The sequence below is a fragment of the Rhizobium sp. A22-96 genome (assembly GCF_053521805.1).
Genome location: NZ_JBNWDQ010000004.1, coordinates 536,515 through 556,229 on the forward strand (window position 1 = coordinate 536,515; position 19,715 = coordinate 556,229).

General features: G+C 60.2%; 19 protein-coding genes. 13 read left to right on the top strand and 6 right to left on the bottom strand.

Features of this window, described 5'->3' with window-relative positions; genetic code table 11:
* Positions 1–44: 44 nt before the first annotated feature.
* The gene (locus ACQZ6F_RS20855) at positions 45–1,166 is read left to right on the top strand and encodes a mandelate racemase/muconate lactonizing enzyme family protein (RefSeq protein WP_449093792.1); all 1,122 of its coding nucleotides are present in this window, start codon (positions 45–47) and stop codon (positions 1,164–1,166) included.
* Between the two features lie 39 nt (positions 1,167–1,205).
* Here ACQZ6F_RS20855 and ACQZ6F_RS20860 read toward each other — a convergent pair whose 3' ends face one another.
* Together ACQZ6F_RS20860 and ACQZ6F_RS20865 are read right to left on the bottom strand one after the other, a co-directional pair.
* Positions 1,206–2,417 (bottom strand): acyltransferase family protein, encoded by a 1,212-nt coding sequence (locus ACQZ6F_RS20860; protein WP_449093791.1) that lies wholly within the window; start codon positions 2,415–2,417, stop codon positions 1,206–1,208.
* A 194-nt stretch (positions 2,418–2,611) separates the two neighbouring features.
* Complete coding sequence (locus ACQZ6F_RS20865; protein WP_449093790.1) at positions 2,612–3,187, bottom strand: NADPH-dependent FMN reductase; 576 nt, start codon at positions 3,185–3,187, stop codon at positions 2,612–2,614.
* 74 nt (positions 3,188–3,261) lie between these two features.
* On the opposite strand from ACQZ6F_RS20865, the gene soxR reads away from it, so the two are divergent.
* Positions 3,262–3,726, top strand: coding sequence for a redox-sensitive transcriptional activator SoxR (gene soxR, locus ACQZ6F_RS20870; protein WP_449093789.1), 465 nt, complete (start codon positions 3,262–3,264; stop codon positions 3,724–3,726).
* 111 nt (positions 3,727–3,837) lie between these two features.
* On the opposite strand, the gene glpD is transcribed toward soxR, so the two are convergent.
* Both glpD and ACQZ6F_RS20880 read right to left on the bottom strand, forming a co-directional pair.
* The gene (glpD, locus tag ACQZ6F_RS20875) at positions 3,838–5,349 is read right to left on the bottom strand and encodes a glycerol-3-phosphate dehydrogenase (RefSeq protein WP_449093788.1); all 1,512 of its coding nucleotides are present in this window, start codon (positions 5,347–5,349) and stop codon (positions 3,838–3,840) included.
* A gap of 115 nt (positions 5,350–5,464) precedes the next feature.
* Positions 5,465–6,238, bottom strand: a complete 774-nt coding sequence (locus ACQZ6F_RS20880) for a DeoR/GlpR family DNA-binding transcription regulator (RefSeq protein WP_077471796.1) — start codon at positions 6,236–6,238, stop codon at positions 5,465–5,467.
* Positions 6,239–6,334: 96 nt separating this feature from the next.
* Between ACQZ6F_RS20880 and ACQZ6F_RS20885 the strand changes: the two genes are divergently transcribed.
* From ACQZ6F_RS20885 to ACQZ6F_RS20895, 3 genes are all read left to right on the top strand, one after another.
* Complete coding sequence (locus tag ACQZ6F_RS20885; RefSeq protein ID WP_449093787.1) at positions 6,335–7,105, top strand: SDR family NAD(P)-dependent oxidoreductase; 771 nt, start codon at positions 6,335–6,337, stop codon at positions 7,103–7,105.
* Positions 7,106–7,207: 102 nt separating this feature from the next.
* Positions 7,208–7,546: an ArsR/SmtB family transcription factor gene (locus tag ACQZ6F_RS20890; RefSeq protein ID WP_068388969.1), complete on the top strand. Its 339-nt coding sequence runs from the start codon at positions 7,208–7,210 to the stop codon at positions 7,544–7,546.
* A 108-nt stretch (positions 7,547–7,654) separates the two neighbouring features.
* Positions 7,655–7,870 carry a hypothetical protein gene (locus tag ACQZ6F_RS20895; RefSeq protein ID WP_077471794.1) on the top strand — a complete coding sequence of 72 codons (216 nt, stop codon included), beginning with the start codon at positions 7,655–7,657 and terminating at the stop codon, positions 7,868–7,870.
* A gap of 121 nt (positions 7,871–7,991) precedes the next feature.
* Here ACQZ6F_RS20895 and ACQZ6F_RS20900 read toward each other — a convergent pair whose 3' ends face one another.
* Positions 7,992–8,477 carry a MarR family winged helix-turn-helix transcriptional regulator gene (locus ACQZ6F_RS20900; protein WP_449093786.1) on the bottom strand — a complete coding sequence of 162 codons (486 nt, stop codon included), beginning with the start codon at positions 8,475–8,477 and terminating at the stop codon, positions 7,992–7,994.
* A 63-nt stretch (positions 8,478–8,540) separates the two neighbouring features.
* Between ACQZ6F_RS20900 and ACQZ6F_RS20905 the strand changes: the two genes are divergently transcribed.
* The 8 genes from ACQZ6F_RS20905 to ACQZ6F_RS20940 all read left to right on the top strand — a co-directional run bounded on the left by ACQZ6F_RS20905 (position 8,541) and on the right by ACQZ6F_RS20940 (position 18,660).
* Positions 8,541–9,506, top strand: a complete 966-nt coding sequence (locus ACQZ6F_RS20905) for a quinone oxidoreductase family protein (protein WP_449093785.1) — start codon at positions 8,541–8,543, stop codon at positions 9,504–9,506.
* Positions 9,507–9,605: 99 nt separating this feature from the next.
* A complete protein-coding gene (locus tag ACQZ6F_RS20910; RefSeq protein ID WP_449093784.1) occupies positions 9,606–10,499 on the top strand; it encodes a LysR family transcriptional regulator in 894 nt (297 codons plus the stop codon).
* 162 nt (positions 10,500–10,661) lie between these two features.
* The gene (locus tag ACQZ6F_RS20915; protein ID WP_267555318.1) at positions 10,662–11,141 is read left to right on the top strand and encodes a formate dehydrogenase subunit gamma; all 480 of its coding nucleotides are present in this window, start codon (positions 10,662–10,664) and stop codon (positions 11,139–11,141) included.
* Positions 11,138–12,694, top strand: a complete 1,557-nt coding sequence (locus ACQZ6F_RS20920) for a formate dehydrogenase beta subunit (RefSeq protein WP_449093783.1) — start codon at positions 11,138–11,140, stop codon at positions 12,692–12,694. The genes ACQZ6F_RS20915 and ACQZ6F_RS20920 overlap by 4 nt, the downstream gene beginning before the upstream one ends.
* 5 nt (positions 12,695–12,699) lie before the next feature.
* Positions 12,700–15,579, top strand: a complete 2,880-nt coding sequence (gene fdhF / locus ACQZ6F_RS20925) for a formate dehydrogenase subunit alpha (protein ID WP_449093782.1) — start codon at positions 12,700–12,702, stop codon at positions 15,577–15,579.
* Between the two features lie 229 nt (positions 15,580–15,808).
* A complete protein-coding gene (gene fdhD / locus ACQZ6F_RS20930) occupies positions 15,809–16,636 on the top strand; it encodes a formate dehydrogenase accessory sulfurtransferase FdhD (protein ID WP_449093781.1) in 828 nt (275 codons plus the stop codon).
* On the top strand, positions 16,626–16,892 hold the full coding sequence (locus ACQZ6F_RS20935) for a formate dehydrogenase subunit delta (RefSeq protein ID WP_077471786.1): 267 nt from the start codon (positions 16,626–16,628) through the stop codon (positions 16,890–16,892). The genes fdhD and ACQZ6F_RS20935 overlap by 11 nt, the downstream gene beginning before the upstream one ends.
* A gap of 109 nt (positions 16,893–17,001) precedes the next feature.
* Positions 17,002–18,660: an OFA family MFS transporter gene (locus ACQZ6F_RS20940; protein WP_449093780.1), complete on the top strand. Its 1,659-nt coding sequence runs from the start codon at positions 17,002–17,004 to the stop codon at positions 18,658–18,660.
* Between the two features lie 114 nt (positions 18,661–18,774).
* Here ACQZ6F_RS20940 and ACQZ6F_RS20945 read toward each other — a convergent pair whose 3' ends face one another.
* Complete coding sequence (locus ACQZ6F_RS20945; RefSeq protein WP_449093779.1) at positions 18,775–19,656, bottom strand: alanine--tRNA ligase-related protein; 882 nt, start codon at positions 19,654–19,656, stop codon at positions 18,775–18,777.
* Between the last annotated feature and the right edge of the window lie 59 nt (positions 19,657–19,715).

Consider the following 19,715-nt stretch of genomic DNA (forward strand, 5'->3'; position numbering starts at 1 on the left):
GGCGTCACGCCTTTCGGGATCATGCTTGGGGAGAGGGAGCCACCATGAGCAAGATCGTTTCCATTGAGATTACCCATCATCGCCTGCCGCTTGATCCGGAGTTCAAGGCAAGCTGGGACGGCCGCCCGCGCAAGCATTTCGATGCGACCATCGTGCGCGTCAGGGATGACGAGGGCCGCGAAGGCATCGGCTCCGGTGATCTGATGAAGGGCTTCGAGGGCCATGAGGATCTGTTCATCGGCCAGGATCCCCGCCACCTTGAGCGTCACTACGAAGTGCTCTCGCATATCAATTTCCACTACGGCCGCTGCTGGCCGATGGATCTGGCGCTCTGGGACCTCTCGGGCAAGATCACCGGCGAGCCGGTCTGGCGGATGCTCGGCGGCCGCGCCAGCCGCGTGCGGCTCTATGCGTCTTCCGGCGTGCTGCGGGAACCCGCCGCGATGGCGGCTCAGGCGGAGCGCTATATCGAAGAAGGCTTTCCGGCGATGAAGGTGCGCTTCTCCTCGTCATCGGGCGGCCGTGGAGGCTGGCGCGAAGACGTCAAGGCGCTGGAAGCGATCCGCGCTCGCGTCGGCGACCGGCTGGAGTTGATGGTCGACTGCAACCAGGGTTGGCGCATGCCCTGGGATACGACGCTCTCCTGGACTTTCAAGGATGCGCTGACGGTGGCGAGAGAGCTGGAACGGCTCGGCGTCTACTGGATGGAAGAGCCGCTGCATCGTTCCGACCGCAAGGGCATGAAGGAATTGAAGCAGGCAACCTCCGTCCGGATCGTCGGCGGCGAGATGACGCGCGAACTATACGAGTTCCGTGACATCATCGAAGAACGTGCTTTCGATGTCATTCAGCCTGACGTCGCTCTCGTCGGCGGCATCACCGGGTGCCGGCGTCTGGCCTATCAGGCGCGTGAGGCCGGCGTGCAGTTCACGCCGCATTCCTGGACGAATGGTATCGGAGTTCTCGCCAATGCGCACCTGACCGCCGGCGTCGCCGATGCCTCCTGGCTCGAATATCCCTATGACAATCCGGAGTGGAGCGAAGCCCGGCGCGACTATCCGATGGCATCGCCGCTGAAGCACGAAGCGGGCTGGCTGGATCTTGGGTCTGCGCCCGGCCTCGGTATCGTTCTCGACGAAGGGCGGTTGAAGACGACGCGTATCTGAGGCCACTTCCGAGCCGCGATGATATTCTGTCCCGACCCGTCACGTAGTGGCGGGTCGCGTGGCCCTGTTTTCCCGTGTCCGTGCCCAGTGGATAGCGGGGCGTTCCAGCAGCACATAGCTTAGCGTGCCGATGGCGAAGATGATGGTGGTTGCGATCAGGCTTGAGATTATCCAGCCGCCCAGCACGTCGTCCGAGCCTGAGCCGAAGGACGAGGGGAAGAGCTGCGGCATCAGTGTCAGTACGATATCCTGCCAGATGTAAACGCCGAAGGAGACGGTCGCGACATAGCGGCTGAGGCGGTTGTCGAGCAGCTTTGCCAGCAACAACGATTGCGGCAGCGTGCAAAGAGCGATGGCGACCGCCAGCGGAAGCAGCGGGAATTGATAGGGAATACCGAGCCAGGCATAGCCTTCTCCCGGGCCGCCGATCGACTGCGGTAGCTGCCATGCGCCCATGATGATCGCAAGCGCGCCGATGATATCGTAGATTGCCGAACGGCGGGCGGGGACAATGGTCTGGATTCCGGCCGCCAGTGCGCCGATCGCAAATATCGCGAAGAAGCCGATGGGGTTGTAGCGCGGCATCCATTCCTTTGCGCCGCCTTGGAAGCCATACTGCCATCCCCGGCCGGCGCTATCCGTCGGGAGATAGGTGACAACAAGCCAATGCACGAGCAGTGCGGCTGCAATGATGCCGATCCAGAGGAGGCGGCTGGCGAATGCGGAGCGCGATGTGAGCTTGGCACTGAACAGCAGCAGGAAGCTGATCGGCAACAGCACATAGCAGGTCGTCTCGAAGGGGATCGACCATAACGGGCCGTCCCCCTGTACAGGGAAGAAGGTGCGCCAATGCCATTGGCTCATCAGGAAAAAGCCGGAGATATAGCGACCGATGAGCTCCGCATCGAGCGGAAAGCCATAGATCGTAAAGCTGATCACGAAGCCGACCGTCAGGGCGACCCAGAAGCCCGGAAGAATGCGCGCGGCGCGGCGCATCGCGTAAATCTTCAGCGACGGCAGCGGCTGGGCTTTATCCAGAGCCAGCCAGAAGGGGCGCGCGAGAAGAAAGCCGCTGAGCACGAAGAAGACCGCGACGCCATGATTGCCGAAGCGCGCCAGTACGAAGGTCTGGTCCAGGCCCGGAGGGATCTTGTAGAAATTCATTCGCAGCACGAGATGGTGGACAAGCACCATCAGGCATGCGACGGCGCGCATGAAATCCGCTCCTCCCAGACGCGCAGCCTTGTTCATCAGCCTCCCCGCCGAAATCTCCTCCATAGCGGGTTAAGACATGCAAGCCGCAACGGCAAGCATCGATGGAACCATTCGTTGCTGCAGCCGAATGATAGACGTCCGGGTCCGTGGTGGAGGAGGGCCCGGACGCCAAGCCAGTCTTTCGCACCTGCCAGAAACGAAAGGCCGGGTTCCCAATGTTAGGGCGGTGATCAGGCGGCGACGGAGCGATAGGGGCGCGTGTCGCGGGCTGGCTTGAGGGCGGTGCTCCACCAGTTCAGCCGTGCGATCATGCGGACCAGCGATTGACGGGCCTCGAGCGGGTTTTCGAGCGTGCCGTCTTCGGCGAACCTGCCCCAGGGATTGGCGAAGCTCACCGTGTCGCGCACGGTCACGGTATGGAGTTCGGAAAACACCACGCGCAATTGCTCGACGGCACGCAGGCCGCCGGAGATGCCGCCATAGGAAACGAAGGCGACCGGTTTGCCGTGCCAGGGTTCGTAGACGAGATCGAGCACGAATTTCAGCGAGGCCGTGAAGCTGTGATTGTATTCCGGCGTAACGATAATGAAGGCATCCGCCTCTGAAAGCCGGGCGGAAAGAGCGGCGACGCCGGCGTGTTCGCGGTCATGCTGGAACGGCAGATCGAATTCGAGGGGATCGATCACGTCGATCTCGATGAGGGGGTAGTGCACCAGTTCCCGTGCGACCCAGTTGACCACCCGATCGCACAGCCGGCCCGGGCGGGTGCTGCCGTAGATGATCGCCAGCCGGGTTGGTTCAGTCATGTCTTGCTCCTGCTTTACGCGGTTTGGAGCTCGGGTTATAAAACCTCAAGTAAAGTTGAGGTCAATAGAGTAAAATGGAAAAAATCGAGCCCAGCCAATTTTCCAAGCTGCTGACGGTCGGCGAGGTGGCGGCGCGAAGCGGCGTGGCGGTATCCGCACTGCATTTCTACGAGGCGAAAGGGCTGATCGAGAGCCATCGCAGCCGCGGTAACCAGCGGCGCTATCCCCGCGAGGTGCTGCGCCGGGTCGCGGTCATCAAGATCGCGCAAAGGGTCGGCATACCGCTTGCCGAAGTTCAAGCGGCGCTCGATGCCTTGCCGCAGGGACGCACGCCGACGGCGGCCGACTGGAAAGTGCTTTCCGCAGGCTGGAAGGATGATCTCGATGCCCGGATCAGGCGGCTGCAGGGGCTGCGCGATCAGCTCGATGGCTGCATCGGTTGCGGCTGTCTCTCGATGAAGAGCTGTCCGCTGCGAAATCCCTGGGACAGGCTTGCCGAGGAAGGAGCGGGGGCGCGGCTACTCGACCCCGCGGATTGAGGCGAGAGCATGGAACGGCTTGGTGTTTTACGGAATCACTCAGCCGCCCTATGCCATTGCCTTTACGCAATTCCGGACGGAAAACCGCTGCACACTTTTCCTGGAATTGCTTTATGCGTGGACGTGGCTCTCGACGATGTAACCGTCAAGCGCCGCTGCTTCTTCCTTCGAAAGGTAAAGGCCTTTCTTGGAACGACGCCAGAGAATGTCGGTGGCCGTATAGGCCCATTCATGTTCCATCAGGTAACGAACTTCCGCCTCGTAGAGATCGCTGCCGAAGCAGCGGCCGAGATCGGCGATCGTCTTTGCGTCGGCGAGGATCATGCTAGCGCGGGTGCCGTAGCGGCGAACCAGCCGGCGGGCATGCGCGTCGGCAAGGAAGGGGTAGCGTGACTTCAACTTGGTGACTTCGGCCTCGTAGCCGCGAGCGGGGAAGTCACCGCCTGGCAGCGAGCTGTTGGCCGTCCAGGGCGTGCCCTTGAGACCAATGGCCTCGCCGATCTTCTCCAAGGCATGCTCGCCAAGGCGGCGATAGGTGGTCAGTTTGCCGCCGAAGACGTTGAGCAGCGGCGCCTGGCCTTCCTCGCCTTCGACCTTCAGCACATAGTCGCGTGTTGCTTCCTGTGCCTTCGAGGCGCCGTCGTCGTAAAGCGGACGCACCGCGGAATAGGTCCACACGATATCCTCCGGCCGCACCGGCTCCTTGAAATATTCGCTGGCCGCATTGCAGAGATAGGCTGTTTCCTCTTCGCTGATCTTCACATCCTTCGGATCGTTGTTGTAGTCGCGGTCCGTTGTGCCGATCAGGGTGAAATCCTGCTCGTAGGGAATGGCGAAGATAATGCGGTTGTCCGGATTCTGGAAGAAATAGGCACGGGGGTCGTCGAACTTCTTGCGCACGATGATGTGGCTGCCCTGGACGAGGCGGACATTGTGCACCTGGTTCTTGCCAAAGGCGTCTGAGAGAACATGATCGACCCATGGCCCTGCAGCGTTGACCAGCATGCGCGACTGGAACAGGCGCTTCTCACGGGTGATCGTGTTTTCCGTTTCAATTGACCAGACCGCGCCTTCCCGCCGCGCGGAGATCACCTTCGTACGCGGCATGATCGTCGCGCCGCGATCCGCCGCGTCGCGGGCATTCAGCACGACCATGCGGGCATCGTCGACCCAGCCGTCCGAATATTCGAAGGCCTTGGTGAAGAGCTCCTTCAGTGGCTTGCCGGCCGGGTCTTTCTTCATGTCGAGCGTTGCCGTCGGCGGCAGCAGCTTGCGTCCGCCGAGATGATCGTAAAGGAAAAGTCCGAGACGGATGAGCCAGGCGGGCCGGATACCACCCTTGTGATAGGGCAGGACGAAGCGCATCGGCCAGATGATGTGCGGCGCCATTGCCCAGAGCACTTCGCGCTCCATCAGGGATTCGCGTACCAAACGAAATTCATAGTGTTCGAGATAGCGCAGCCCGCCGTGAATGAGCTTCGTGGCGCCGGACGATGTGCCGGAGGCAAAATCATTCATCTCGGCAAGGGCGACCTTATAGCCGCGCCCTGTCGCATCCCGGGCGATGCCGCATCCGTTGATACCGCCACCGATAACGAAAATGTCGTAGATCTGCTCGCTCACCCGCTTCTCCGCAAAGGTACGCAATCTCGTGAAGACGAAAAATCGAAAATCAACCTATCTAAAGTGAAATAGATACGAATGTCAAACGAACGTTTCCAGGCAGAAAGCCTGCCGATCAGGCTGATCGGCGGGACGTTTCCACCAGGCGAACGGCATGCTCCGACGCAATGGTGCGCACGGATTCAATACTGCATTCATCGGTGACAAAGGTATGAACCTGCGACAGGTGGCCGATCCTCACCGGCGCGGTGCGTTCGAACTTGGTGCTGTCGGCCACGAGAATGACGTGCCGGGCGTTGGCGATGATGGCCTGCGCCACTTTCACTTCACGAAAATCGAAATCGAGAAGCGCGCCATCGGCATCGATCGCGGATGCGCCGATGACGGCATAATCGACCTTGAACTGCCTGATGAAATCGACGGCTGCCTCACCGACGATGCCGCCATCGGAACCGCGCACGACGCCGCCGGCAATGACGACCTCGATCGTGGGGAAGATACGCAACTTATTGGCAACATTGATATTATTGGTGATTACCATCAGCTCGTGGTGGCCGAGAAGTGCCTCGCCGACAGCCTCCGTCGTTGTGCCGATATTGATGAAAAGCGAGCTGTTGCTGGGAATAAGGCCAGCGGCTGCACGGCCGATCGCCTGCTTTTCGAGCGCGGCGATAGAGCGGCGTGCTTCATATTTGACGTTCTCGGTTCCGCCAGGAAAGATCGCGCCGCCATGCACGCGGGACAGTACGCGCCCGTCGCAGAGATCATTGAGATCCTTGCGGATGGTTTGCGGCGTGACCGAAAAGCGCTGCGCCAGCTCCTCCACCAGCACGCGCCCCTCCGCCTTGGCGATTTCGAGAATCTCGGTCTGGCGTCCGGATAGGAACATGGTTTTCGCTCCCTTTCTTTCGTTTTTTCGTCATCATATGGTAAAGTGAAAATTCCGCAATTACCGGCGCGCGGATTGTATTGTTGGGAGATCAAGATGTTTCATCCGAAGCTATTCGAAAATCGCAATGTTGTGGTCACCGGCGCCGGTCGTGGCATCGGACTGGAAGTGGCCAGGCAATTTCTTGATTGCGGTGCCCGCGTCCTCGTTCATGTCGGCCGCGGCGCGGACCGGGAACTGCCGGATTTCCTGATGGAAGCGGAATCAGATCGTCGTGCTTTTCTCATTACCGGTGATTTTTCCAGCGGTCACGGCACGCGGGATTTCGTCGGCGCCGCCGGCGAGCGTTTCGATCGCGTCGATGTCCTAGTCAACAATGCCGGCACCATGGTCGGCCGCTTTCCCGCTGGCGAACTGACGGACGAGCAATATGAAAGCATTGTTCATCTCAACCAGACCTCCGTCATGGAGGTGACCAGGGGGTTGCTGCCGCTACTGCGGGCAGCAGGGCAGGCGGCTGTCATCAACACCGTGTCGATCTCCGCCCTGACCGGCGGCAGCCCGGGATCCGCCATTTATTCGGCATCCAAGGCCTTTGTTGCAACCTATTCGAAAGCATTGGCCCGCGAGCTTGCGCCTGAAGGGATTCGGGTGAACTGCGTCTCGCCGGGCACAATATCAACTGATTTCCATGAGCGTTATTCCTCCAGGGAGAAGCTGGAGCAGACGCGCAAATCCATTCCGCTCCAGCGCTTGGGTACACCGGAAGATTGTGCTCCGGCCTATCTTTTCCTCGCCGCGCCCGCACTCTCCGGTTACGTCACCGGCCAGGTGATCGAGATCAATGGCGGTCAGCTTATCTGCTGAAAAATCGGACCTTTTTTGGTTCGCATGTCTTTTTTGAATCAGCTTATGGTTAGATAATATTATAAGCATACCTCTATACGAATTCTCACCAGAGGCTGTAATATGTCGTCGTCTCCACCGCAGGGCGGTGCCGCTGAACATAATATCGGGGAAGTTACAGAGAAGGCGCGAAAGGCAAGCGCTTTGCTGAAGGCGCTTTCGCATGAAACCCGGCTGGCTATTTTGTTCATGCTCGCCAAGCGCGAAAAAACCGTGATGGAGCTTGAAGCGCTTCTCGATCTGCCGCAGGCAGTGGTTTCGCAACATCTGGCACGTCTCCGTCTCGACAAGCTCGTCGATACGCGTCGTGAGGGACGACTCATTCACTACGCCGTCGCGCGCTCTGAGCTCTGTGCCGTGGTTGATTCGCTGCAGGAAGCCTTCGGCCAGCGCGATTGCTGATCACTGCCCCGTTTTGGCCTTCAATTCATCATCGAATGGTCAACTGCCTGACATGACAGTGTTATGCGGCAGCGCTAATTCACCTTTGTTCGTCGAAGGAGGATAGCTATGCAGAACAATGAAATGACGATGTCGGAAGCTCTGCGAGATCCGATGATCCGCCAAATGCTTCGTGCCGATCGCGTATCGTTGAGCGATTTTGCCAAGCTTCTGGAAAAGACGGCCCGTGCAAGACATGCGGCGATTGGCGAACGGGATGCAATAGCACTTGCGCCGCGCGTGTTCGTTGAAGGCCCATGTGCCGGCCGCGAGATCGGCTACTAAAAACCCACCCAGTGGCGCTACCGCAGGCGAAATGATTGCGGTAGCGGCGGAGATGCGAGCCGGCCAGGATTGTGTGAAACGGTCTTGGTCATTTTAGTTCGTGCTTCCAAGCGCCTTGCGGCTATGTAGCCGGCGGTTCCTCGTTCAGTGCATCGGCAAATTTTCGCATGAGCCTCACAAGCTCGTCGATGTCATTGACGTCCCAAGCTCCGAAGATGGAGCTGACGATCCTGTCACGGGCCGCGTCCACTGCGTCCGTCATCAGCTTTCCCTTCGGCGCGATAACTGCCTCACGCACCCGACGGTCGGTGGCGCCGGCCTGCCGCGCCACGAGCTCGAGGCTTTCGAGCTTTGCGACCTGGCGGCTGACGGTCGTATAGTCGCGGCCAATGCGATCCGCGAGCTCGACGACGCCGATCGGGCCGAAGCGCTCAATCGAGACCAACAGGGGAAAAAGCGCCCTCTCCAGCGGAATTCCGGCTTCCTTGATCAGGATTTCGTCGCGCTGCGGCCGGTTTATCACGCTGACAATATCCAGCACTGACGCATGCAGTTTCCGAAATTGCAGCTGTATATGTGTATTTTGCACATTATTTCTTGACGCCATCATCGATCTCCCATATGAGTGCATTATGCACATAATTTGGATGATCAAAAAGGAAAATATGCGATGAAAGCTGCAATCGTATTCGATGCGGGGCGCGTGCCCGTCTTTGGTGATTTTGAGACGCCGGTCGCAGCCGGCGACGAGAAGCTTGTTTCCGTCGGCGCCGCCGCCATCAGCCAAGTCGTCAAGAGCCGGGCATCGGGAAAGCACTACAGCTCCGGCAATCAATTTCCCTTCATCGTCGGTATCGATGGTGTGGGACGGCTTGATGATGGCCGACGGGTCTATTTCGTCCTGCCGAAAGCGCCTTATGGCAGCATGGCCGAAATTGCCGCGGCGTGGTCCGGACATCTTATTGAATTGCCCGAAGACCTGGACGATGTCACGGCGGCAGCTATCGCCAATCCCGGCGTGTCGTCATGGGCAGCCTATCATGAGCGGGCAAAGCTCAGATCCGGCGAGACCGTTCTGGTCAACGGCGCAACCGGAACCTCGGGGCGACTGGCTGTTCAGATCGCTAAGTATCTGGGAGCGGGCAAGGTCATTGCAACTGGCCGCAATCCCGACAGCCTCAAGGCGCTGGAAGGGCTTGGCGCGGATGTGATTATTCCGCTGGTCCAGGATAAGGCGACGCTGGAAGAGGCCTTCAAGGAGCAGTTCGCTGCAGGTGTCGATGTCGTCATCGATTATCTCTGGGGTGAAAGCGCCGAAAGCCTTCTCATTGCCGCCGCCAAGGCCGGCAAGGACGCGGTGCCGATCCGTTATGTCCAGGTCGGTTCGATCAGCGGTGGCGACATAAGCCTGCCGAGCGCCGTGCTGCGGTCGTCGGCTATCACGCTGATGGGCAGCGGTATCGGAAGCATCCCTCTCGACCGCTTCGTCAACTCGACCGCCGGGCTGCTCCGGGCAACAGTGCCGGGCAACTTCCAGATTGCCTCCAAGACAGTTCCGCTCTCCGACGTCGAAAAGGCCTGGCCCCTTGATGACAGCAATCGGCGCACCGTCTTCAAGATCGGCGACGGCGCGTGATTGCCAACGGAGCACGGTGATCCGCCATGTGCCGTGCTCTTCTTTCCCATGTTGCGCTCGCGACCCAGCCCATTTAACTGTCTCATTCGGGAGAGCTAAATGATCGAAAAGCTGGAATTCTTCATCGCGCTTGCCAATCAGAAGCATTTTGGCCGGGCAGCCGAGGAATGCGGTGTGACGCAGCCGACCTTGTCGGCGGCGATCCGGCAATTGGAAGATCAGCTCGGTGTCATGCTCGTCAGCCGCGGTTCGCGCTTTCAGGCGCTGACGCCGGAGGGGCAGCGCGTATTGGAATGGGCGCGGCGCATCGTCGGCGACAGCCGCACCATGCGCGAGGAAATGCGGGCGGCGCGCAAGGGTCTCGCCGGCCATATCCGGATGGCGGCCATTCCGACGGCACTTGCCATGGTGCAGAAGATCACCACGCCTTTCCAGGAAAGGCACCCGGACGTGACCTTCTCCATTTTATCGCGCAACTCGCTGCAGGTTCTGAGCCTGCTCGAAAATCTAGAGATCGACGCCGGTATCACCTATCTGGAGAACGAGCCACTTGGCCGTGTCACCAGCGTGCCGCTCTATGCCGAGCGCTATCATCTGATCACGGCCGCTGGCAGCCCGTTTTCCGAGCGTGCAAGCGTCACCTGGAAGGAGATCGGCGACCTTCGGCTTTGTCTATTGACTGCCGACATGCAAAACCGCCGGATTATCAACCGACATCTTGCTGAAGCCGGCGCCACGGCCAAGCCGACGCTCGAGTCCAATTCAATGATCGTGTTGTTTTCGCACGTCCAGACCGGGCGCTGGGCGAGCATCATGCCGAAGAATATCGCCGATTCCTTCGGTTTTCCGGTCGATATCCGCAAAATTCCGATCACGGAGCCGGATGCGGAGCATCTTGTCGGGCTGGTCGCTACGCATCGCGAACCTTTCACGCCGCTTGTCTCCGCTTTGTTGCATGAGGCAAGATTGCTCGCGGAAGCTGATAGGTCTTGATAGAAATTTTCTATCGAATGACGGGACTGCCTTATTGATCCTTTGCCTTCTCCCTGCGACCTTGTCCTTGGGCGTGTCGATCGCGCGCTTCGGAGGAAATGCCGCATAAGTCTTTCTAAAATTGCCGCGGCGGTTTTCGGATTATGCGTGGGAGGTTTGTTTATGAGTTTGAACCTGGGTGCGGGCGAGATTGCGACCCGTGCCGGCACCATCATCGATAGCATGAAATCGATGGAAGGGCCGCTTTTGCCGATCCTGCATGGGATTCAGGAGGAGTTTGGCTATGTGCCGCAGGATACGCTGCCGCTGATCGCCAAGGCATTGAACCTTTCGCGCGCCGAAGTGCACGGCGTCATGACCTTCTATCACGACTATCGCGACCACCCCACGGGTCGCCATGTCCTGAAGCTCTGTCGTGCCGAAGCCTGTCAGTCGATGGGCGGCGATGAAGTTGCCGAACGTATCAAGCGCCTGCTCGGTATCGATTTTCATCAGACGACGCTGGATGGCAGTGTGACGCTGGAGCCGGTCTACTGTCTCGGGCTCTGCGCCTGCGCGCCGGCGGCGATGCTGGATGGCGAACTTTATGGTCGGCTTGACGACGAGAGCGCCGACGACCTCGTGAAGGAGGCGCGTCAATGACCCTTACCATCTATGTCCCCCGCGATGCTGCCGCCCTTTCGCTTGGTGCGGAGAAGGTGGCGAAAGCCGTTGCACAAGAAGTTGCCAAACGCGGCCTAGATGCGCGCATCGTGCGCAATGGCTCGCGCGGCATGTTCTGGCTGGAGCCATTGGTCGAAGTCGAGATCGACGGCAAGCGCATTGGCTACGGGCCGGTGAAGGCCAAGGATGTGCCTGCGCTCTTCGACGCCGGGCTCACGGAAGGCGGCGAGCATCCGCTCTGTCTTGGGGAGGTCGAAAACCTCCCATTCCTTAAGGAACAGACGCGCCTCACCTTTGCCCGCTGCGGCATCACCGATCCCCTTTCGCTCACGGATTACGAGGCCCATGGCGGCCTCAAGGGGTTGCGCCGCGCCATCGGCATGGCGGCAGGAGATATCGTCAAGGACGTCACCGATTCCGGTCTTCGCGGCCGTGGCGGTGCTGGCTTTCCGACCGGCATCAAATGGAAGACGGTGCTGGATGCGCCGGGTGACCGCAAATATATCGTCTGCAATGCCGACGAGGGCGATAGCGGCACATTCGCCGACCGGATGATCATGGAGGGCGACCCCTTCGTGCTGATCGAGGGCATGGCGATCGCGGGTCTTGCGACAGGCGCAACCAAGGGCTTCGTTTATACGCGCTCGGAATATCCGCATGCGATCGCCGCGATGACCGCAGCCGTCGAGATCGCCCGCAAGGCCGGCATTCTGGGAAGCTCGGTTCTGGGTTCCGGTAAGGCCTTCGACATGGAGATCCGCACCGGTGCGGGCGCCTATGTCTGCGGCGAGGAAACGGCGCTGCTCAACAGTCTGGAAGGCAAGCGCGGCATCGTGCGCGCCAAGCCGCCGCTGCCCGCGCACAAGGGCCTGTTCAACTGTCCGACAGTCATCAACAACGTCATTTCGCTCGCCTCTGTACCCGTCATCATGGACAAGGGAGCGGCTTTCTACCGCGACTTCGGCATGGGCCGTTCGCGCGGCACGATCCCGCTGCAGATCGCCGGCAACGTTAAGTATGGCGGCCTTTACGAGACGGCCTTCGGCCTCTCGCTTGGCGATATTATCGACAAGATCGGTGGCGGCACGGCGACGGGACGTCCAGTGAAGGCCGTGCAGGTCGGTGGGCCGCTCGGCGCCTATTTCCCACGCGCGCTATTCGACACACCGTTCGACTACGAATCCTTTGCCGCAAAGGACGGGCTCATCGGCCATGCCGGCATTGTCGTCTTCGATGACACGGCCGACATGCTTAAGCAGGCACGTTTCGCCATGGAGTTCTGTGCGGTCGAAAGCTGCGGCAAGTGCACGCCCTGCCGCATCGGCTCGACCCGCGGCGTCGAGACGGCGGACAAGATCGCTCGCGGCATAGAGCCCGAGAAGAACAGGGCGCTGCTTGCCGATCTCTGCAACACGATGAAGTTCGGCTCGCTCTGTGCGCTCGGCGGTTTCACGCCCTATCCCGTCACCAGCGCCATGACTCATTTTCCGGAGGATTTCTCTCCGGTTCCCCTGATTGAAGCGGCGGAGTAAGACCCATGTCCCTCGTTCCAGAAATCGACTACGGCACGCCCGCATCCCTTTCCGAAACCATGGTGACGCTGACTATCGACGGACGCCAGATTACCGTGCCCGAGGGCACGTCTATCATGCGGGCCTCGATGGAAGCCGGCATTCAGGTGCCGAAGCTCTGCGCCACCGACATGGTCGATGCCTTCGGCTCCTGCCGCCTCTGTCTCGTCGAGGTCGAGGGCCGCAACGGCACCCCTGCCTCCTGCACGACGCCGGTCGCACCGGGCATCGTCGTTCACACGCAGACCGGCCGGCTCAAGGATATCCGTCGCGGCGTGATGGAGCTTTATATCTCCGACCACCCACTCGACTGTCTGACTTGCGCCGCAAACGGCGATTGCGAGCTGCAGGACATGGCCGGCGCCGTCGGCCTGCGCGATGTTCGCTACGGCTATGAGGGCGATAATCACGTCAAGGCGCGCAACAGCGGCGACATCAATCTGAAATGGATGCCGAAGGACGAGTCCAACCCTTATTTCACCTATGATCCTTCGAAGTGCATCGTCTGCTCGCGCTGCGTGCGCGCCTGCGAAGAGGTGCAGGGCACGTTTGCGCTGACCATTGAGGGCCGCGGCTTCGGCTCGCGCGTCTCTCCCGGCATGCACGAACATTTCATCGACTCGGAATGCGTTTCCTGCGGCGCCTGCGTGCAGGCCTGCCCGACGGCGACGCTGACCGAGAAGTCGGTGATAGAAATCGGCCAGCCGGAGCATTCGCTCGTCACCACCTGCGCCTATTGCGGCGTCGGCTGCTCCTTCAAGGCGGAAATGCGCGGCGAGGAGCTGGTGCGCATGGTGCCGTGGAAGGATGGCCAGGCCAATCGCGGCCATTCCTGCGTCAAGGGCCGCTTCGCCTATGGCTACTCGACCCACAAGGACCGCATCCTCAATCCGATGGTGCGCGAAAAGATCACCGATCCCTGGCGCGAAGTCACTTGGGACGAGGCCTTTGCCCATATCGCCACCGAGTTCAAGCGTCTGCAATATCAGTATGGCCGCGAATCCGTTGGCGGCATCACCTCGTCGCGCTGCACGAATGAGGAAACCTTCCTCGTGCAGAAGCTGGTCCGCGCCGGCTTCGGCAACAACAATGTCGATACCTGCGCCCGTGTCTGCCACTCTCCCACAGGCTATGGCCTGGGTCAGGCTTTCGGCACGTCTGCCGGCACACAGAATTTCGACAGCGTCGAGCATTCCGATGTCGTCCTCGTCATCGGCGCCAACCCGACCGACGGTCATCCGGTCTTCGGTTCGCGCCTGAAGAAGCGGTTGCGCCAAGGCGCCAAGCTCATCGTCATTGATCCGCGCCGCATCGATCTGGTGCGCACCCCGCATGTCGAGGCGAGCTTCCACCTGCCGCTGCAGCCGGGCACCAATGTCGCGATGATGACGGCGCTTGCTCATGTCATCGTCACCGAAGGCCTGTTCGACGAAAAGTTCATCCGCGAACGCTGCGACTGGTCGGAGTTCGAAGATTGGGCAGCCTTCGTCGCCGAACCACAGCACAGCCCGGAGGAAACGGAAAAATATACCGGTGTTTCCCCGGATCTCGTACGCGGTGCGGCTCGTCTCTTTGCCACGGGCGGCAATGGCGCAATCTATTATGGCCTGGGTGTCACTGAGCACAGCCAGGGCTCGACGACCGTCATGGCGATTGCGAATCTTGCCATGGTGACCGGCAATATCGGCCGCCCGGGCGTCGGCGTGAACCCGCTGCGCGGCCAGAACAATGTGCAGGGCTCCTGTGACATGGGCTCCTTCCCGCACGAGCTGCCGGGCTATCGCCATATCTCCGATGATGCGACGCGTGATATCTTCGAAAAGCTCTGGGGCGTGAAGCTCAACAACGAACCGGGTCTGCGCATTCCCAACATGCTCGATGCCGCCGTCGACGGCAGCTTCAAGGGCCTCTACATCCAGGGCGAAGACATCCTCCAGTCCGATCCGGATACCAAGCATGTTGCCGCCGGTCTTGCCGCGATGGAATGCGTCGTCGTCCACGATCTCTTCCTGAACGAGACCGCCAACTACGCCCATGTCTTCCTGCCGGGTTCGACCTTCCTCGAAAAGGACGGCACCTTCACCAATGCCGAGCGCCGCATCAACCGCGTGCGCAAGGTCATGACCCCGCGCAACGGCTATGCCGACTGGGAAGTGACGCAGAAGATGGCGCAGGCCATGGGGCTGGGCTGGAACTATACGCATCCGTCCGAGATCATGGACGAAATTGCCGCAACGACCCCGAGCTTCGGGCTCGTCTCCTACGACTATCTGGAGAAGATGGGCTCGGTGCAGTGGCCTTGCAACGAGAAGACACCGCTCGGCTCGCCGATCATGCATGTCGATGGCTTCGTGCGCGGCAAGGGTAAGTTCATCCGCACCGAATATGTCGCGACCGACGAACGCACCGGTCCGCGCTTCCCGCTACTGTTGACGACGGGGCGCATCCTCAGCCAGTACAATGTCGGCGCGCAGACGCGGCGAACGGAGAATGTCGTCTGGCATGCCGAGGATCGTCTGGAGATGCATCCACACGATGCCGAGCAGCGCGGCATTCGCGAGGGCGACTGGGTCAAGCTGACCAGCCGCTCCGGCGACACGACGCTTAGAGCACTGATCACCGATCGCGTTGCTCCCGGCGTCGTCTACACGACCTTCCACCACCCGGACACGCAGGCAAACGTCATCACCACGGATTATTCCGACTGGGCGACGAATTGCCCGGAATACAAGGTGACGGCGGTGCAGGTCTCGCCGTCCAACGGTCCCTCGCAATGGCAGGTCGACTACGACGAACAGGCTCGGCAGTCTCGGCGTATCGCCGGGAAGATGGAGGCCGCGGAGTGAATTTGAACGTGGGGAAAGATACCCCCCTCCGTCACTATCGTGACATCTCCTCCACAAGGGGGGAGATTGTTGGGAGTTTGCCGCTCGTCACTCGCAAGACAATAGACTGCGATTTCAGCAGACTTGATGTTCGCTTGAGGCAAGAGAGTGCTGCGGGTTACCAATCTCCCCCCTTGTGGGGGAGATGTCACGAAATGACAGAGGGGGGAATTCCACGCCCCATCACGCAATGACCAAATTCACCCCCACCACCACTGTTTCCGAGACCGCGCGCCGTAATGGTGTCGTCAATTCGGGTTCCCGCATTGTCCCCGAGGAAGTGCCGATCGCCTTTTCCTATGGTGGCTCCTCGCATGCTGTCATGATGGGAACGCCTGATGATCTCGAGGATTTTGCCTTCGGCTTCAGCCTGAGCGAGGGTATCATCACCGATATCGGCGAGATCGCTGCCGTGGAACCGCTCGAGGACGAGCAGGGGATCGATGTGCAGATCACCCTCGTCGATAATGCAGCCGACGCGCTGCGGCTGCGGCGTCGACACATGGCAGGTCCTGTCGGCTGCGGCCTTTGCGGCATCGAATCGATAGAACAGGCGGTGCGCAAGGTTCCTGATGTTTCGAAGGTGGCGTTGACGCTGACGCAGAAGGATATCGTCCGCGCTATCGCGTTACTCAATGATGCCCAGCCGCTGCATCGCGAAACGCGCGCCGTGCATGGTGCGGGATTCTATATTCCGTCCGAAGGGCTGCTTGCGGTACGCGAGGATGTCGGCAGGCACAATGCGCTCGACAAGCTCTGCGGCGCGGTCATCCGCTCCGGCCGCAAGGGAGGGGAGGGCGTGGTGGCCGTCACCAGCCGGTTATCCGTCGAGATGGTGCAGAAGGCTGCCATATTGGGTAGTTCCGTGCTGGTCGCCATCTCCGCGCCGACCGCGCTTGCCATCCGCACCGCTGACGAGGCCGGCATGACGCTGGTGGCGCTGGTGCGCGGCGACGATTTTGAAATTTTCACCCATCCGCATCGCATTATCACGGGGAGCATTGCCGATGTCGCCTGACGAAACACATCACGGCAAGACCGAAACGAAGCTCATCTATATGGCAAACCAGATCGCGACTTTTTTCAAGACGCAGCCAGCGAGCGAAGCCGTTCAGGGTGTCGCCACCCACATCAACAAATTCTGGGAGCCGCGCATGCGGCGTCAGCTGTTCGAAATCATCGATCACGGCGATAACGGCTTGAGCCCTCTCGTGCTGGAGGCCGCTCCCTTGATCCATCGGCCGGCACCTGTGGAGAAAACTGCGCCGGCTTAGTATCGCAAGCCTGCTAGTGCTATTGGATGGAGGAGGAGAATCCATCCTGGATTGTGATTCTTGCCAAAGGCATGTGAATACCGGTCTCTGCAACGAGGAGGAGTAGTTCATGACGGCTGCGGATACGAATATTTCCAGAGGCACGGCAACGGCGGGTCTGCTCGATCGTGAGCGCATCATCGCCAGGCCGGGCTTCAACCGGTGGCTCGTGCCGCCGGCCGCTCTTGCGATCCATCTCTGCATCGGCATGGCCTATGGTTTCAGCGTCTTCTGGCTACCCCTGTCCAAGGCGCTTGGCACCCCCACTCCGGCTCCGGCAGAATGCGCGAGCCTCAATCTTCTGACTGCCCTGTTCACGACAAGCTGCGACTGGCGTGTTGCCGATCTCGGCTGGATGTATACCCTCTTCTTCGTGGTGCTCGGCTCCGCCGCCGCCATGTGGGGCGGTTGGCTGGAAAAGGTCGGGCCGCGCAAGGCGGGTGTCGTCTCCGCCTGCTGCTGGTGCGGCGGTATCCTGATTGCCGCTGTAGGTGTCATCTTCCATCAGCTTTGGGTGATGTGGATCGGCGCTGGCGTCATCGGCGGCGTCGGTCTTGGCCTCGGCTATATCTCGCCCGTGTCGACGCTGATCAAATGGTTTCCCGACCGGCGCGGTATGGCGACCGGCATGGCGATCATGGGCTTCGGCGGCGGCGCCATGATCGGGGCGCCGCTTGCAAGCCTGCTGATGAACCACTTCCGCACCGATGGTTCGGTCGGTGTCTGGCAAACCTTCATCGTCATGGCCGCGATCTACTTCGTCTTCATGATGGGTGGCGCCTTCGGTTATCGCCTGCCGCCTGCCGGCTGGCGTCCGGAAGGCTGGACGCCGCCCGTCGCCAAGAGCACGATGATCACGACGAAGCATGTGCATCTGCGCGATGCGCACAAGACCAAGCAGTTCTGGCTCATCTGGGCCGTGCTCTGCCTCAACGTCTCCGCCGGCATCGGCGTCATCGGCATGGCTTCGCCGATGCTGCAGGAAATCTTCGGCGGCGCGTTGATCGGCCTGCCGGACCTGAAGTTCACGGATCTCAGCAAGGATCAGGTGGCTTTGGTCGCGGCGATCGCCGCCGGCTTTGCCGGGTTGATTTCGCTTTTCAATATCGGCGGACGCTTCTTCTGGGCCTCGCTCTCCGACAAAATCGGCCGCAAGAATACCTATTACTGCTTTTTCGTCATCGGTATCGCGCTTTATATTTTGGCCCCTTGGGCGGCAGGCATTCATAGCAAGGTGCTGTTCGTCGGTGCCATCTGCATCATCCTGTCGATGTATGGCGGCGGCTTTGCGACTGTTCCGGCCTATCTCGCCGATATATTCGGCACGCAGTTCGTCGGCGCGATCCATGGCCGGCTGCTGACGGCATGGGCAACGGCCGGCATCATCGGGCCGGTCGTGGTCAACTACATTCGCGAGGCGCAGAAGGCCGCCGGCGTCGAAGGCGCGCAGCTCTACACATTCACCATGTATATCCTCGCCGGCATGCTGGCGCTTGGCCTCATCGCCAATTCGTTGGTCAGGCCGCTCGCGGACAAGTGGTTCATGTCGGATGAGGAAGTGGCGACACTCCAGGCGAAGACCGCCGCCAATGCCGGTCCCACCGGCTCCTTCGGCATCGGCACGGGCGGCTTCGATGGCAAGGCGCTGATCGCCTGGGCCATCGTCGGCATTCCGCTGCTCTGGGGCGTCTGGGTGACGATCAAGAGCACCTACGCGCTGTTCGGGTGAGAGTTGGTCCGCATAAAGGGCCAATCGAGCAGTGTGAAACCGCGGAGATAGAAGTTTGAAATTGATGGGTGTCCCGTTTGTCGACGTGACTTACGGGACATCCAAATTTTTGCATCAGGTCTCGTAGGACGAAATCGTCTCCTGATCGATGCCGTGGGTATCGAACCACCACTCCGACGACTTGCCGGGGTGCTTGTGACGGAGCCGCTCGTATTTTCGTACAAGTCGGCTTTGACGGTCCACTTCTTGCCGGAAGAACGGGTGGTCTAACGTGCAGCCAAGAGAGTGAATCCGGCGCAACAGCTTGCGAAGCACGTAGCCCTGCTCCTTATTGCCCGGAAGATAGCCGCTTTCGATGATCTTCAGAGCCGTGCTGCAGAGCGTTTCGAGAGCATTCTCCGGCAGAGTCCCGTTCGACAGCATATCGAGGCGCTCGGCGCCAAAGCCGGCGTCAATGCAAGTGCCGAGTGGATTGACGATATTGCCGATCTCCACTCCATCCCTATAGAACTCCGTACAGTACCCGCTGATGCTGCCGTCGCTCCATGTGCATTCCGGATCGGCGACGATTGGAACGCGGCCGCGATAGAGCGGCGTCCATTCGTCGATATTGTCGGGATGGATGGTGACGTGATCCGGCCTGACGCGGATCAGCTCGAGGAATTCAAGCCAGAATTCGATCGCATCGGAAAGCGTCATCTCCCGAAAGGAGAACAGCCCAAGCATGGTGAAAGAGAGGAAATGCGTGCCGTCGCCAATCTCGTCGAGGTCCCCCATCCGCAGGCAAGCCTGACTGTTGGAGACGGTACCCTTATGGGAGGGATTGGAGAAGAACGGCTTGTACTGCTGCATGCCAGCGCTGCAGAAGAGCGTGGTATCATCATGCGGCCGTACGGATTGAAAGCATGCGTAGTCGATGCCTTTCGAAAGGCAGTAGTCACGGTAGTCGTGTATCAGGCGTCCCGCGATGTCATAGGCAACCTCCTTTTGGTTCATATGCCCAAGCGAAAAATAGAGAGACCTCGCCAAGATTGCAAGGCGAACCCTTCGGCAAG